This is a genomic window from Neoroseomonas eburnea (assembly GCF_018129005.1).
In the GTDB taxonomy this organism is placed as follows: domain Bacteria; phylum Pseudomonadota; class Alphaproteobacteria; order Acetobacterales; family Acetobacteraceae; genus Neoroseomonas; species Neoroseomonas eburnea.
The window spans coordinates 483985-497883 of sequence record NZ_JAAEDL010000001.1; the positions used below are offsets into that span (position 1 = coordinate 483985).

13 protein-coding genes are annotated in these 13899 nt (G+C 70.8%); 4 read left to right on the forward strand and 9 right to left on the reverse strand.

Going from position 1 to position 13899, the window contains the following annotated elements; translation table 11 throughout:
• Nucleotides 1-149 precede the first annotated feature (149 nt).
• Together GXW74_RS02250 and GXW74_RS02255 are read right to left on the reverse strand one after the other, a co-directional pair.
• The gene (locus GXW74_RS02250) at nt 150-1571 is read right to left on the reverse strand and encodes a M20 family metallopeptidase (protein WP_211844634.1); all 1422 of its coding nucleotides are present in this window, start codon (nt 1569-1571) and stop codon (nt 150-152) included.
• A gap of 93 nt (nt 1572-1664) precedes the next feature.
• Nucleotides 1665-2426, reverse strand: a complete 762-nt coding sequence (locus tag GXW74_RS02255) for an amino acid ABC transporter permease (RefSeq protein WP_211844635.1) — start codon at nt 2424-2426, stop codon at nt 1665-1667.
• Nucleotides 2427-2450: 24 nt separating this feature from the next.
• Between GXW74_RS02255 and GXW74_RS02260 the strand changes: the two genes are divergently transcribed.
• Nucleotides 2451-3245: a transporter substrate-binding domain-containing protein gene (locus GXW74_RS02260; RefSeq protein ID WP_211844636.1), complete on the forward strand. Its 795-nt coding sequence runs from the start codon at nt 2451-2453 to the stop codon at nt 3243-3245.
• On the opposite strand, the gene GXW74_RS02265 is transcribed toward GXW74_RS02260, so the two are convergent.
• From GXW74_RS02265 to GXW74_RS02295, 7 genes are all read right to left on the reverse strand, one after another.
• Nucleotides 3246-3560: a hypothetical protein gene (locus tag GXW74_RS02265; protein ID WP_211844637.1), complete on the reverse strand. Its 315-nt coding sequence runs from the start codon at nt 3558-3560 to the stop codon at nt 3246-3248.
• A gap of 57 nt (nt 3561-3617) precedes the next feature.
• Nucleotides 3618-4445 (reverse strand): carbohydrate ABC transporter permease, encoded by an 828-nt coding sequence (locus tag GXW74_RS02270; protein ID WP_211844638.1) that lies wholly within the window; start codon nt 4443-4445, stop codon nt 3618-3620.
• Nucleotides 4445-5365 (reverse strand): carbohydrate ABC transporter permease, encoded by a 921-nt coding sequence (locus GXW74_RS02275; protein WP_211844639.1) that lies wholly within the window; start codon nt 5363-5365, stop codon nt 4445-4447. The genes GXW74_RS02270 and GXW74_RS02275 overlap by 1 nt, the downstream gene beginning before the upstream one ends.
• A 4-nt stretch (nt 5366-5369) precedes the next feature.
• Nucleotides 5370-6704, reverse strand: a complete 1335-nt coding sequence (locus tag GXW74_RS02280) for an extracellular solute-binding protein (RefSeq protein WP_211844640.1) — start codon at nt 6702-6704, stop codon at nt 5370-5372.
• Nucleotides 6705-6798: 94 nt separating this feature from the next.
• A complete protein-coding gene (locus tag GXW74_RS02285) occupies nt 6799-7362 on the reverse strand; it encodes a cupin domain-containing protein (protein WP_211844641.1) in 564 nt (187 codons plus the stop codon).
• Nucleotides 7363-7372: 10 nt separating this feature from the next.
• On the reverse strand, nt 7373-8341 hold the full coding sequence (locus GXW74_RS02290; RefSeq protein ID WP_211844642.1) for a S1C family serine protease: 969 nt from the start codon (nt 8339-8341) through the stop codon (nt 7373-7375).
• 108 nt (nt 8342-8449) lie between these two features.
• Entirely contained in the window at nt 8450-10039 is a 1590-nt protein-coding gene (locus tag GXW74_RS02295; protein WP_211844643.1) for an ABC transporter substrate-binding protein, read from the reverse strand.
• A 182-nt stretch (nt 10040-10221) separates the two neighbouring features.
• Between GXW74_RS02295 and GXW74_RS02300 the strand changes: the two genes are divergently transcribed.
• The 3 genes from GXW74_RS02300 (at nt 10222) to GXW74_RS02310 (ending at nt 13809) form a co-directional block, all read left to right on the forward strand.
• The gene (locus GXW74_RS02300; RefSeq protein ID WP_211844644.1) at nt 10222-11208 is read left to right on the forward strand and encodes a phosphotransferase family protein; all 987 of its coding nucleotides are present in this window, start codon (nt 10222-10224) and stop codon (nt 11206-11208) included.
• Entirely contained in the window at nt 11205-12494 is a 1290-nt protein-coding gene (gene eno / locus GXW74_RS02305; protein ID WP_211844645.1) for a phosphopyruvate hydratase, read from the forward strand. The genes GXW74_RS02300 and eno overlap by 4 nt, the downstream gene beginning before the upstream one ends.
• 376 nt (nt 12495-12870) lie before the next feature.
• Nucleotides 12871-13809: a 2-hydroxyacid dehydrogenase gene (locus GXW74_RS02310; RefSeq protein WP_211844646.1), complete on the forward strand. Its 939-nt coding sequence runs from the start codon at nt 12871-12873 to the stop codon at nt 13807-13809.
• Nucleotides 13810-13899 lie beyond the last annotated feature (90 nt).

A 13899-nucleotide genomic window follows, 5' to 3' on the forward strand; every position in this document is an offset into this window, starting at 1 on the left:
TATCAGCGGCCGATTTTCGCGACCGCCGGCATGAGGCTTCTCGCCCCCTCAATCGCCGGGCGCAAACCTCCGGTCTGCTTGGCTTCGCCGGACCACCGGCGAGCCGCATTCGCGGCCTCGGCACGAGTCAGGAACTCGTGCCGGCGGCATCAGTCCCCCGACATCCGGATCGGCGGGTTCACATCCGGCGGCAGCGGGCAGACATAGGGCGTCGCCGCGGTGCGGGCCCGGTGGTCCGCCTTGGCGGCGGCGAGCAGTTCGGGCCGGATGATCGCGTCCACCGCAGTCCCCGCCATCACCTTCGCCACATGCACCAGCCCCTTGTGGGCGATGCCGGTCTTGCCCTGCGCGGTGAGCTGCCAGGAATGCCCCGGCGTGCCGATGGCATAGGTCGCGCCGCGCGCCTGCACCGTCGGCACCGCCCAGGAGACGTCGCCCACGTCGGTCGAGCCGACGCCGCCGCTGCCCTCCGCATCCAGCGGCACGATGATGTCGCAGAGCGGCTTGTCGCGTTCCACCTTCAGGCCGTGGCGGCGGAAGGCGGTGGCGATGTCCTCCTCGCTCAGCGTCTTCTGGATCTCGCGCGCGAAGGCGCGGTCCTCCTCGTCGAACTGCGGCGGGCCGAGGCGCAGCAGGTTGTCGTGCATGGCCTGCTCGAGCGGCGTGTTGGCGAGCAGGTTGGACACCGCGCTCACGACCTTGGTGGTGACGGTGGTCTCGGTCATCAGCGCGGCGCCGTCGCCGATCTTGCGCACCCGCGCGACCAGCGCGTTCAGCTCCGTCAGGTCGCGCGCGCGGATCAGGTAGCGCACCTTGGCCGTGCCCTGCACCACGTTCGGCGCGATGCCGCCGGCATCGAGGTAGGCGTAGTGGATGCGCGCGTCGGAGGGCATGTGCTCGCGCATGTAGTTGACGCCGACATTCATCAGCTCGACGGCATCGAGCGCCGAGCGCCCGAGATGCGGTGCCGCGGCGGCGTGCGAGGAGCGCCCGGTGAAGCTGAAGTCGATGCGGGTATTGGCCAGCGAGACCGCCTCGTTCACGCCGGAGAAGGCCGCCGGGTGCCAGCAGATCGCCATGTCCACGTCGTCGAAGGCACCGGCGCGGACCATGAAGCCCTTGGCGGCCCCGCCTTCCTCGGCCGGGCAGCCGTAGTAGCGCACCCGCGCCTTCACCCCGTTCGCCGCCAGCCAGTCCTTCACCGCCGAGGCCGCGAGCAGCGAGGCGGCGCCGAGCAGGTTGTGGCCGCAGCCATGGCCGGCGCCGTCGCCCGGTAGCGGCCGGTGCTCGGCGACGCCGGCTTCCTGCGACAGGCCCGGCAGCGCATCGTATTCGCCGAGGATGGCGATGACCGGGCCGCCCTCCCCCGCCTCGCCCATCACCGCTGTCGGAATGCCGGCGACGTTCTTCGTCACGCGAAAGCCGTGCGCTTCCAGCATGGCGGTGTGCTCGGCGCACGACCGGACTTCCGCGTAGCAGAGCTCCGGCATGCCCCAGACGCGGTCGGAAAGCTCGATCGCGTCCTGCGCCTTGGCGTCCACCAGGCGCCAGATCTCTTCGGTGTTCTGCATGCTGGCCGACTCCGCTTGCGATGAAGGGGTAATGTCGCCCGAGGCGCCGCCGCGGTCCAGCCGGGGCATCCGGCGCGGGTCGCGCGCCGCGACCTAGCCCGGCATGCCCCGCCGCTGATCCGCGCCGAGCCGCCTCTCCAGCCGCCGCACGCCCCAGGAGATCAGCAGGATCAGCGCCAGGTACTCCAGCACGAGGATGCTGTAGATCTCGAGCGGCCGGAACACCGTGACCACCAGCTCGTTCGCCCTGCGCGTCAGTTCCTGGTAGCCGATCACGCTCGCCAGCGAGGACATCTTCACCACGTAGACGAGCTGGTTGCCGATCGGCGGCAGCACCCGGCGGATCGCCTGCGGCAGCACGATGAAGCGGGTGCGCTGCCAGGAGGTCAGCCCCAGCGCCATGGCGGCCTCGTGCTGGCCGCGCTCGATGGATTGGATGCCGGCGCGCAGGATCTCCGCCTCGAAGGCGGAATCGCAGACGGCGATCGCCAGCATCGCGGCCGCGAAGATGCCGATGCGGATGTCGAGCACCACCGGCAGCCCGTAGAACACCCAGAGGATCATCACCAGGATCGGCACGGCGCGGAACAGCTCGACCCAGATGCGGTTGGCCGCGCGCAGCGCCCGCAGCCGCGAAAACCCCGCCAGCGCCACCGCCAGCCCGAGCGCCAGCGACAGCGCCATCGCCGCCAGCGACAGGCGCACCGTCGCCCATAGCCCATCGGCCAGGAACAGCAGATTGGCCTGGCCGCGCGCGTCGGTCGGGTCCACCACGTGCCAGCCCCAATGGCCGCCGCAGCCGGGCAGCGCCATCAGCAGCGCCGGCAGGACGCCGGCCCGCAGCCATGGCATCATGCGCCCAACCTCCGGAGGACGCCCATGCACCGCCGCACCCTGCCCGCCGCCGCCCTCGCCGCCGGCGGCCTCGCCATCCCGGCCCAGGCGCAGGTTCAGGGCGGCGGCCGCCTGGCCGCGGTGCAGGCGGCGGGGCGCATCCGCGTCGGGACCACCGGCGACTTCAACCCGATGTCCTTCCGCGACCCGGCTTCCCGCGAGTATCGCGGCCATCAGATCGACTGCGCCCAGCAGCTTGCGCGCGACATGAACCTGCGCGCGGAGTTCGTCGCGACCGACTGGCGCACGCTGATCAACGGGCTGCAGGCCGACCAGTTCGACGTGGTGATGACCGGCACCTCCGTCTCGGTCGCCCGCGCCATGGCGGCGGCCTTCACCCTGCCCTGGGGGCGCACCGGCTTCATCCCGCTGGTGCGCCGGCGGGACGCCGCGAAATTCCCGAACTGGGAGGCGCTGAACGCCCGTGACGTGACCATCGCCGCCACGCTCGGCACCACCATGGAGCAGTTCGTCCAGCAGGCGCTGCCCAACGCCGCGCTGCGCCGGGTGGAAAGCCCGGCGCGGGACTGGCAGGAACTGCTCGGCGGCCGCGTCGATGCCGCCATGACCAGCGTGATCGAGGCCGCGTACCTCACGCGCGAATACCCTGACCTGGTCGCGCTGTTCCGCGACGCGCCGCGCAACCCGATCCCGATGGCCTTCCTGGCGCAGCAGGGCGATGCGGCCTGGCTGCGCTTCCTCGACACCTGGGTCGCGCTGCGCCAGGAGAGCGGCTTCTTCGCCGAATTGGCGCGGAAATGGGGGCTCGCCGAGGCCTGATCAGCGCCGCGCGCGGGCTTCGACACGCACCGGCACGGGCGCGGCCGGCAGCCGCAGCCGGCGCCCGCCGCCGGGACGGTCGTTCCCGTCCTGCAGCATCACCGCCGTGCCGATCTGCACCGAGCCGAAGGTCAGGCCGGTGAAGAACCACAGCATGGCGACGACCGGCGCGCCGCCGACCCGCAGGATCAGCGACCCGACCCCGCCCGGATCGGCCCAGAGCACCGCGGCGACGAAGGCCGCCGACAGGCCGAAGCCGACCAGGCCGTGCATGATCATGAAACGGACGGCGGGCGGGATGCGGCGCAGGCTCATGACGCGTCTCCTTGATGGATCCAAGATAAGCCTTCACGCAGGAATTGCCAGCGGCGATCAGCCGCCCTTCACGCCCCCGGCGGTCAGCCCGGCGACGATCTGCCTCTGCGCCAGCAGCGTCAGCAGCAGCACCGGCGCCGTCACCAGCAGGGCGGCGGCCGACAGCGGCCCCCAGGAGATCTGCTCGAAGGTCAGCATGTTGTTGACCGCGACGGGCAGCGTCCGCGTCTCCCGCCCCGCCAGCACCATGGCGAAGATGAAGTTGTTCCAGGAGAAGATGAAGGCGAGGATGGTCGCCACCGTGATGCCCGGCCGCGCCAGCGGCATCGCCACGTGGCGGAAGGCCTGCCAGATGGTGGCGCCATCGACCAGCGCCGCTTCCTCGAGCTCCGCCGGCAGCCCCTCGAAGAAGCCCATCATGATCCAGACCACGATGGGCACGGTGATGACCAGGTGGGTGACGACGATCGGCGCCAGCGTCCCCGTCAGCCCGATCCACTGGAACAGCAGGAACAGCGGGATCAGGTAGGACAGGCCGGGCGTGATGCGGGCGATCAGGATCACCACCGCCGCCTTGGTCGCCTTCATCTTCGCGATGCCGTAGCCCGCCGGCACGCCGAACAGGATGGCGAGCCCGGTCGCGCTGAACGACACGATGACGGAGTTGATCGCATAGGTCAGGAAGTCGTTGCGCTCGAACACCGCGAGGAAATTGTCGGCCACCGGCGGGTTCGGGATGAAGACCGGCGGATAGTCGGTGTTGTCGAGCTCGGTCTTGAGCGACAGCGACAGCATCCACAGGAACACCAGGATGGCCGGCGAGACCAGCATCAGCACGCCGAAGCCGAAGCCGATATTGCCGGCGATGCGCCTGAGCTTCCGCATCACGCGTCCTTCACCCGCGCGCGGGTCCACAGCAGCACCATGGCCAGCGCGATGATGATGGCGAAGAACACGACCACCACGGCGCTGGCGTAGCCGAGGTTGTAGTAAGCGAAGGCCTGCAGGTAGAGGAAGATGTTGATGGTCTCGCTCGCCGTGCCAGGCCCGCCCTGGGTGATGACGTAGATGGTGTCGAAGGCCTTCAGCGCGTCGATGGTGCGGATGATCAGCGCCACCACCAGGAAGGGTGCCAGCAGCGGCAGGGTGATGTGCCAGAAGGCCTGCAACGGGGTCGCGCCGTCGATCTTCGCCGCCTCGTAGGGATCGATCGGCAGCGAGGCCAGGCCGCCGAGCAGGATCAGCATCACCAGCGGCGTCCAGTGCCAGACCTCGACCATCACCAGGGTCGGGATCACGGTGTCCGCGGCATAGACCCACATGCTGGGCGGGATGCCCACCTGCTGCAGCAGCCAGTTCAGCACGCCGAGCTGCGGGTGGAACATCATCGTCCAGACCAGCGCGACGGCGACGGGGGTCGCCATCATCGGCAGGATGAAGACGGTGCGCGCCAGCCCGCGCAGCGGGAACTTCCGGTGGAAGGCCAGCGCCGCCAGCAGCCCCAGCACCATCGGGATCAGCACCGACAGGGCGGTGAAGTACAGCGTGCGCAGGATCGAGAGCAGGAAGCGCTCATCCTCCACCAGCTTGGCGTAGTTGGCGAAACCCACCCAGGACCGCCCGCCGCCGAGCTTCCACTCGTGCACCGACATGTACAGCGTGAACACCCAGGGGAAGATGATGGTGGCGATCACCACCGCGCCGCAGGGCACGACGAACCACCAGTATTGCCGGGCGTAGTTGCGCCGGCGGCGCGGGATCGCACCCGCCGCCGCCGTGCCCGCGAGGCTCGCCGCGCTGTCCATGCCCTCAGGCCGCGCGCTCGGAGGCTTCGAGCACCGGGCGGAAGGCCTCCGTCGCGCGCTTCAGCTCGGTCGCCACGTCGGCGCCGCCGATCGTGCTGGTCAGCGCCGCGCCGATGGTGTCGCGGAACTCGGTGACGGGCACGATCTCCGGCAGGCCGGGGCGGCTGATGCGCGCGCTCTCGATCAGCGTGGCGAAGTACTCGCGCGAGAAGCGGCTGTTGCGGATCGCCTCCTCGTTCCGGTAGGGTGAGGTGCGCGCCGGCGCCCCCGCGCCCGAGGTCAGGAAGCGGAGCTGGTTGGTCTTGTTCACCGCCCATTGCGTGTAGAGCCAGGCCGCGCCCTTCTTGCGGCTGGCCTCGGAGATGCCGAGCGCGGTGCCGAACATGGCACAGTGATGATGGGCGGGGCCCCGCGGCACCACCGCATAGCCCACCTTGCCGGCGACGCGCGACCGCGCGCGGTCCTCGAGCGGCGTCGCGAAACCCACACCGTCCAGCCAGAAGGCGGCGCGGCCCTGCATGAAGGTGGTCTGGCTCTCGTTCCAGTTGAAGCCGGAGACGCCCGGCGGCGAGCAGTCGCGCAGCAGCTTCTTGTAGAACTCGCCGGCCCAGATCGCGTCCGGCGTGTCGGTGATCAGCCGGCGCTGGTCATCCAGGCAGTCGCGCTGCTGCGTGCCCAGCAGGAAGGAGGACCACAGCACCACATTGGCGTTGCGCAGGCCGCGCCCGACATTGCCGAAGATCTGGCGCGACGGATCGTTCAGCCGCATCGCGCTGTCGTACATCTCGTCGAAGGTCTGCGGGGGGCGGATGTTCTTCGCCTCCAGCAATTCCTTGTTGTAGTAGAGGATGAAGTAGTCGGTGAACTCGGGCAGCGTGTCCATCCGCCCGTCCGCCTGGGTGGAATAGGCGACGGCGCCGGCGCCGAAATCCGCGAAGTCGAACTCCGGATCGGTGATGGAGGCATCGGCCATCAGCGCCCTGATGTCGGTCGTCCAGCGCGCGCGGCCGACCTGCCGCTTGTTGACGTGCAGGCTGATGCTGATGACGTCGAAGGACGGCCGGCCCGAGGCGAACTCGATGACGAATTTCTGCCGGTGCTGCTGCTCGGGGATCTGCTCGGAGCCGACGCGGATGCCGGTCAGCTCCTCGAATTCGCGCTGGTTCTGGATCAGGATCTGGCTGCGCGGATTGGCGGTCAGGCTGACCTCGATCCGCTCGCCCGCGAAGCGCTTCCAGTCGAAGCGGGACTGCGCATTCGCCTCCCGCACGATGGGGGGTGCCGCAAGCAGGCCGGCGCCAGCCGTCAGCGCCGTCCGGCGCGTGATGCCACGGGTCATGTCGTTCCCTCCGCAGGCGGCGGGTTCGGCCCCGCCTTCCCTGACGGCATGCAGTCTCGGCCCGAACCGGGCGCCCCGGCAAGCGGGGGTGCGGTCACACGGCAGCGCGGCGGAGCGGCTCCAGCACGGCGGGGTCGGTGATCGGCGCCGTGTCCCAGGGGGGCGCGGGCGGCGGGTCCAGCGTCTCGAACACCGTCGCGAGTTCGATCGACCCCGTTTCCGCCGGGCGCGGATAGGGGGTCGGATCGGGCAGGCCGGGCCCTTTCGGCCGGCCGACGGCGATGAAGAAATCCTCGAGCCCGGCCGGGACCAGCATCCACAGCATGCGGAAGGGCTCGGCGCCGTCGTTGATGAAGCCGTGCCGCACATGCGCCGGCGCCACCATGAAGGTGCCGGCGGCGATGCGCCGCACGACGCCATCCAGCCGCGCCAGGCATTGCCCGGACACCACCCAGAAGATCTCGGTCTGCGCCGGATGCGCGTGCTCGCGGATCTTGCCGAGCGGCGGCAGTTCCTGGAGGCCGGCCGAGACCCCCGCCGGCGCACCGGCCATCCGCGGGGAGGTCAGCACCTCGATCCAGCCATTGGCCGGCTGGGGCTGCCAATGCTGCTCGCCCTGGCCGGGCGGCACGACGATCATGCGCGGCGTCCCGGTCACGCGGTTCCCCTCAGTGCAGGCGCGGATGCTTGAGAAAGCTCGAACGGTCGGAGGAGACGACGCTGACGTCGCGCGACCCCCGCGCCCGGCCGAGCTTCAGCTTCACCGTCGCCCCGGCATCGCCCGCGGACCACACCGCGCGCCACAGCTCCGCAAGGTCGGTCACCGCCGCGCCGCCGACCGAGAGCACCCGGTCGCCGCTGCGCACGCCGGAATTCTCCGCCGGCCCGCCGGGCGCGAGGGAAGCCACCGCCACCCCCTCCTCGTCCTCGGTGGCGTAGAGGCCGAGCCAGGGCCGCGCCGGCCGGTTCACCCGCCCGAGGGTCAGCAGGTCGTTGAGGATCGGCGAGAGCCGGTGCACCGGCACCACCATGTTGAGGTCGAGCCGACGCCCCTCCTCGCCCTGCTGCAGGATGAGGGAGCCGATGCCCATCAGCTTGCCGTCCGGCCCGATCAGCCCGGCCCCGCCCCAGGAAGGATGCGCCGGCGCGGTGAACAGCGCGTCCTCCAGCAGGTATTCCCAGTAGCCGGCGAAGGGCTGGCGCGCGACCAGCTTGGCGGAGACCGCATGCGGCCGCCCGCCGGCGGCGGCGAGCACCACCGGCGCGCCGATGCGCAAGGCCTCGCTGTCGCCGAGTTCCATCGGCGCGATGCCGAGCTTGCCCAGCGCCTGCACCAGGCCGAATCCGGTCTCCTGGTCCACGGCGAGGGTATGGCCGGGCACGGCGCGGCCATCGGCGGCGGTGATCCAGATGCTCTCCGCCTCGGTCACCAGGTAGCCGACAGTCAATACGAGCCCGTCACGGATGACGACGCCGCTGCCTTCCCGATCGGTGCCGAGCACGCGCGCGGTGTAGGCATCGGCCGGCACCTGGGAGCGAAGCCCGACCACGCGGCCCAGCGCCGCGTCGAGGTCGAAGGAGAAATCGGTGGGGTCGGGCTGGAGGTGTTCGGGAACGTCCCAGTCGTCCTTGGCCATGCTGTGTCCGTCGGCGCTCCGCGTCGGAAAGGTTGGGTTGCTTCCTAGCACGATCCGGCGGCGGGCGCATGGCGCGCCGGTCCCGCGGGGCCGGCGCGCCGTCCCACCTCAGCTCTTGCGGACGTTCCAGAAGGTCGGGAAGCCCTTCTGCACGCCCGTCACGTTGCTGCGGAAGGCGGTCGGCTGGAAATACTGGCCGAGGGGGATGGAGGGGACATCCACCATGCACTGGATCTGCATCTGGCGGCACACTTCCTGCTGCGCGGCGAGGTTCGGCGCCTCGAACCAGGCTTCGCGCAGTTCCTCGAGCCTCGGGCTGGTGCACCAGCCGGGCCAGGCGGAGCGCTGGTCCCCATTGCCGCGGATCGCGTAGTGGTTGGCGGGGTCCATGTGGTCCACCCCCTCCCAGCCGGTATTGAGGCAGGACCAGCCGCCCTGGTCGACCGGCCCGCGATTGTTGCGCCGCGACAGCATGGTGCCCCAGTCGGTGGCGACATAGTCCACATTCATGCCGATGCGGCCCATCACATCGGCCATCACCTCGCCGATCGCCTTGAACTGCGCGTAGTCGGTGGCGGCGAGCAGCGTCACCTTCTCGTTCGCGTAGCCCGCCTGCTTCAGCATCTCCTTGACCTTGTCGAAATCGCGCGGGCCCTTGAGCGGTTCCAGCCCGGCCTCGCTCGCCATTGGCGTATTGGGGCAGAAGACGCCGTGCGGCACGTGGAACATGGTCGGGTCGTCGCCGACGATCGCCTGCATGAAGTCCGTCTGGCTGAAGGCGTGCAGCATGGCCCGGCGGATCGCGGGATTGTTGAAGGGCGGCTGCAGATGGTTCGGCCGCATCATGTCGACCGAGCCGGTCGGGTTGTTCAGGACGACCGTGATCTGCCGGTTGCGCCGCAGCAACGGCAGCAGGTCATGGGTCGGGTTCTCCCACCAATCCTGCTCGCCCCGGGCGAGCGCGGCGACCTTGGTGGCGGCATCGGGGATGGTGGTCCATTCGACCCGGTCGAAGAACACCCGCTTCGGGCCGGCATTCCATTCCATCGGCCCGTCCTCGCGCGGGACGTAGCCGTCGAACTTCGCGTAGACATTGCGCGATCCCGGAACGCGCTCGCTCGCGACGAAGCGGAACGGGCCGGATCCGACCATCTCGGTGATCTGGGTGAAGGGGTCGGTGTTGGCCAGCCGCTCCGGCATCATCGCCGGCATCGGCGAGGTAACCTTGCCCAGGGCCGCCGGCAGCAGCGGAAATGGCCGCTTGAGCACGAAGCGGATGGTGCGGTCGTCCGGGGCGCTGAGTTCGTCGGTGCGCTCCATCAGCGCGCCGCCCAGCGCGTCGCGCTTCGCCCAGCGGCGGATCGAGGCGACGCAGTCCCGCGCCAGCACGCGTTCGCCGTCATGCCACATCAGCCCCGGGCGCAGCGTGAGGTTCCACAGCTTGCCGTCGTTCCCGATGGTGTGGCCGGCGACCATCTGCGGATGCGGCTGGAAATTCGCATCCGACCCGTAGAGCATGTCGAACACCATGTGCCCGTGGCCGCGGGTGACATAGGCCGGGGTGAAGTGCGGATCGAGAAACGCAAGGTCGATCTGCGGAATGAAGCGCAGGACGTTGGCGCCCTGCGCGGCGGCGAGCCTCGGTGCCGCGATGGCGGCAGCGGCAAGGGCAAAGGTCGATCGACGGCTGACGGACATGCGGCCTCCTCGTTGGAACGTGACCGGTTCTTCTCCCAGTGGCGCAAGGCTAGTGCCCGCGTTGCGATGAGGCTAGCCGCGGCAGGCCACGCCCCGGCAAAAAGGAGCCGTCCGGCGCCATCTGGCCTTCCGGACGCGCTGCGCTACCATGCCGGCCAGGAATGGAAACCGTCCCGAGAGAGATGCAGCAAGGCCTGCACGCGATGGGCCTGCTCGCCCCGGGCGCGGCGGCGCGCGGCATCCCGCTCGCCGGCGGCGTGTCCTCGGACATCTGGCGCGTCGCGCTGCCGGACGGGCGGGAGATCTGCGTCAAGCGCGCCCTGCCGAAGCTGAAGGTGGCCGCCGACTGGCAGGCGCCGGTGGTGCGCAACCGCTACGAGGCGCGCTGGCTCGCCCGCGCCGCGCAGGTCGCGCCGGGCGCCGCCCCCGCCCTGCTCGGCCAGGACGAGGCGACCGGCACGCTGGCGATGGAATGGCTCGCGCCCGAGGCCTATCCGGTATGGAAGGCGCGCCTGCGCGACGGCGAGGCGGACACCGGCTTCGCCGCCGAGGTCGGCCGGCGCCTCGCGCGCATCCAGGCGCAGGTGGCGCTGCGGCCGGAGATCGCATCCGATTTCCCGACGGACGAGCTCTTCTACGCCATACGGATCGAGCCCTACCTGGTCGCGGCGTCGCGGGCCCATCCGGACCTCGCCGCGCCACTCGTCGCGCTCGCGGCGCGCACGGCGGCGACGAAGCGGACGCTGGTGCATGGCGACGTCAGCCCGAAGAACATCCTGGTCGGGCCGAAGGGGCCGGTGTTCCTCGATGCGGAATGCGCCTGGTGGGGCGACCCGGCCTTCGACCTCGCCTTCTGCCTCAACCACCTGCTGCTGAAATGCCTGTGGACGCCGCGTGCGGCGCAGGGCTTCCTCGGCTGCTTCGACGCACTGGCGACGGCGTATCTCGCCGGCGTGGGGTGGGAGGCGCCGGCGACGCTGGAGGCGCGCGCGGCGAGCCTGTTGCCCGGCCTGTTCCTCGCGCGCGTGGACGGCAAGAGCCCGGTCGAGTACCTGACCGGGGAGACGGACAAGAACCGCGTGCGCCGCGTGGCGCGCGCGCTGCTGCTGGCGCCGCCCACCCGGCTGCGCACGGTGCGCACCGCCTGGGAGGAAGAGATCGGCGCATGACCGGAACCACGATCAGCTCCATCCGCGGCCGCCGCGTCTGGGACAGCCGCGGCCGACCGACGGTGGAGGCGGAAGTGCGGCTCGCCGGCGGCGCGCGCGGGTTGGCGATCGCGCCGGCCGGGGCCAGCACCGGCAGCGGCGAGGCGCTCGACCGCCGCGACGGCGGCACCGCCTTCGGCGGCTACGACGTGAAGGGCGCGGTCGCCTCGGTGAACGAGGAGATCGCGCCGGCGCTCGCCGGCATGGATGCGGCGGACCAGGCGGCGCTGGATGCGAAGCTGATCGCGCTGGACGGCACGCCGAACAAGTCGCGACTGGGCGCGAACGCGACGCTCGCGGTGTCGATGGCGGCGGCGCATGCCGCGGCGCATGCGCATGGCATGCTGCTGTGGAAACATCTCGGCGGCGATGACGCGACGCTCTTGCCGCTGCCGCAGATCCAGATCCTCGGCGGCGGCGCGCATGCGGGGCGGCGCGTGGACATCCAGGACTTCCTGGTGATCTGCCCGGCGGCGACGAGCTTCGCCGAGGCGCTCGACTGGACGGCGGAAGTGTACCGCGCCGCCGGCGCCATCATGAAGGAGCGCGGCCTGCTGCAGGGCGTCGCCGACGAGGGCGGCTGGTGGCCCGCCTTCACGGCCAACGAGCAGGCGCTGGAGACGCTGGTGAAGGCGATCGAGCGCGCCGGCTTCGTGCCGGGGAAGCAGGTGGCGATCGCGCTCGACATCGCGGCGACGGATTTCGGCAGGGGCGGGAAGTACCGGCTCGGGCTGGAAGGGCGGGAACTGGATACCGACGGCATGATCCGCATGCTGCTCGGCTGGCTTGCGGCCTATCCCATCGCCTCGATCGAGGACCCCTTGGCGGAGGACGATGCCGAGGGCTTCGCGGCCTTCACGCGCGAAGTCGGCGATCGCGTGCAGGTGGTGGGCGACGATTTCCTGGTGACGGATGCCGCGCGCGTGCGCGCGGCGGCGAAGGCCGGCGCCGCGAACACGGTGCTGATCAAGCCGAACCAGCGCGGCACGCTGACCGAAACGCGCGCGGCGTGGGAAGCTGCGAAGGAGGTCGGCTATGCCGGCATCGTCAGCGCACGGTCGGGCGAGACGGAGGATGTGACGATCGTGCACCTCGCGCTCGGCTGGGGCGTGGGGCAGTTGAAGGTCGGGTCCTTCGCGCGGTCCGAGCGCATGGCGAAGTGGAACGAGGCGCTGCGGATCGAGGAAGGGCTCGGCGCGCGGGCTCGGTTTGCCGGCGGGGCGGTGCTGGGTCGGTGCCGCCGATGAGGACACCTCATGGCTTTGGCCGTTCCGGAGATCCTGTCTCTTTGACAGGCTGCGGAAGATCGGCGGATCGACGCGTTGAGAGGGGCGCCGCCCCTCTCAAACTCACCCCGCCAAAGGCCGAAAGGCCTTTGGAAACCATCACTTCGGGTCATCGCGGGTCCAGGCGACCGCGCCCCCCGGTGGGGGAACTTGAGGAAGCAACTCCCCCTCGATTCGGGCCATTCGGCGGATCGGCGCGATCGCATGGGCGCAGTGCGATCCTTGGCGATTCTCCTACACCCTGCTCGCCGGCGCTACATCAAGTCCCGGTTTCCAAAGGCCTTTCGGCCTTTGGCGGGGTGGGTCCGGGAGGGGCGGCGCCCCTCCCGTCCGTCCGATGAGGGTCCTGCTCCACTACGCCGCCGGCCCCGGCCTTGAGGCGCGCCTGCGGGCCTTGCCCGGCCTCGACCTCCGTTTCTGCGCCGAAGCGGACCAGGCGGGCCTCGCCGCCGCCCTGCCCGAGACGGAAGTGCTCTGGCATGTGCTCAAGCCCCTCACCGCCGCGCATATCGCCGCCGCGCCGCGGTTGCGGCTGATCCAGAAGATCGGCGTCGGGGTGAACACCATCGACCTCGATGCGGCGCGTGCGCGCGGCATCGCGGTGTGCAACCTGCCCGGCACCAATTCCCGCGCGGTGGCGGAACTGACGCTGCTGCTGATGCTGGGCGCGCTGCGCCGCGTTTCGCATTTCGACGCCGAGACCCGCGCCGGCCGGGGCTGGGCGCAGCCGCCGGCGGTGCAGGACGGGTTGTTCGAACTCGGCGGCCGCACGGTCGGGCTGGTCGGCTATGGCGCCATCCCTGCCCTGCTCGCCCCCGTGCTGGCGGCGATGGGGTGCCGGCTGCTCTACACCGCGCGTGCGCCGAAGCCGGAGGCGGAGTGGCATTTCCGCGACCTCGACGCGCTGCTGGCGGAGAGCGACGTCGTCTCGCTGCATATCCCGGAGACGCCGGAGACGCGCGGGCTGATCGATGCGCGGGCGATCGCGCGCATGAAGAAGGGCGCGGTGCTGGTGAACACCGCGCGCGGCGGGCTGGTGGACCAGGCGGCGCTGACGGCGGCGCTGCGGTCGGGGCATCTCGCGGCGGCGGGGCTCGATGTCTTCGCGCATGAGCCGGCGGATCCGCGCGACCCGCTGTTCGGCCTGCCGAACGTCGTGGTCACGCCGCATGTCGGCTGGCTGACGACGGGCACCTTCGACCGCTCCTTCGCCATCGCGGCGGAGAATGTCCGTCGCCTCGCCGCCGGCGAGCCGCTGCTGCACAGGGTGGCGTGAGCGCGCCCGATCGCCGGAGGGCGCAGGCGGAGCCGAGCACCGCAGGCGTGAATCGGTCGCGCGAAACAAGCGCGCCCGGTCGCCGGAGGG

Coding starts and splice junctions, on each gene's coding strand:
- GXW74_RS02270 (WP_211844638.1), bottom strand. CDS start 4,445: ATGCGGAAGCTCAGGCGCATCGCCGGCAATATCGGCTTCGGCTTCGGC.
- GXW74_RS02250 (WP_211844634.1), bottom strand. CDS start 1,571: ATGCAGAACACCGAAGAGATCTGGCGCCTGGTGGACGCCAAGGCGCAG.
- GXW74_RS02310 (WP_211844646.1), top strand. CDS start 12,871: ATGAGGGTCCTGCTCCACTACGCCGCCGGCCCCGGCCTTGAGGCGCGC.
- GXW74_RS02300 (WP_211844644.1), top strand. CDS start 10,222: ATGCAGCAAGGCCTGCACGCGATGGGCCTGCTCGCCCCGGGCGCGGCG.
- GXW74_RS02255 (WP_211844635.1), bottom strand. CDS start 2,426: ATGATGCCATGGCTGCGGGCCGGCGTCCTGCCGGCGCTGCTGATGGCG.
- GXW74_RS02290 (WP_211844642.1), bottom strand. CDS start 8,341: ATGGCCAAGGACGACTGGGACGTTCCCGAACACCTCCAGCCCGACCCC.
- GXW74_RS02275 (WP_211844639.1), bottom strand. CDS start 5,365: ATGGACAGCGCGGCGAGCCTCGCGGGCACGGCGGCGGCGGGTGCGATC.
- GXW74_RS02260 (WP_211844636.1), top strand. CDS start 2,451: ATGCACCGCCGCACCCTGCCCGCCGCCGCCCTCGCCGCCGGCGGCCTC.
- GXW74_RS02280 (WP_211844640.1), bottom strand. CDS start 6,704: ATGACCCGTGGCATCACGCGCCGGACGGCGCTGACGGCTGGCGCCGGC.
- eno (WP_211844645.1), top strand. CDS start 11,205: ATGACCGGAACCACGATCAGCTCCATCCGCGGCCGCCGCGTCTGGGAC.
- GXW74_RS02265 (WP_211844637.1), bottom strand. CDS start 3,560: ATGAGCCTGCGCCGCATCCCGCCCGCCGTCCGTTTCATGATCATGCAC.
- GXW74_RS02295 (WP_211844643.1), bottom strand. CDS start 10,039: ATGTCCGTCAGCCGTCGATCGACCTTTGCCCTTGCCGCTGCCGCCATC.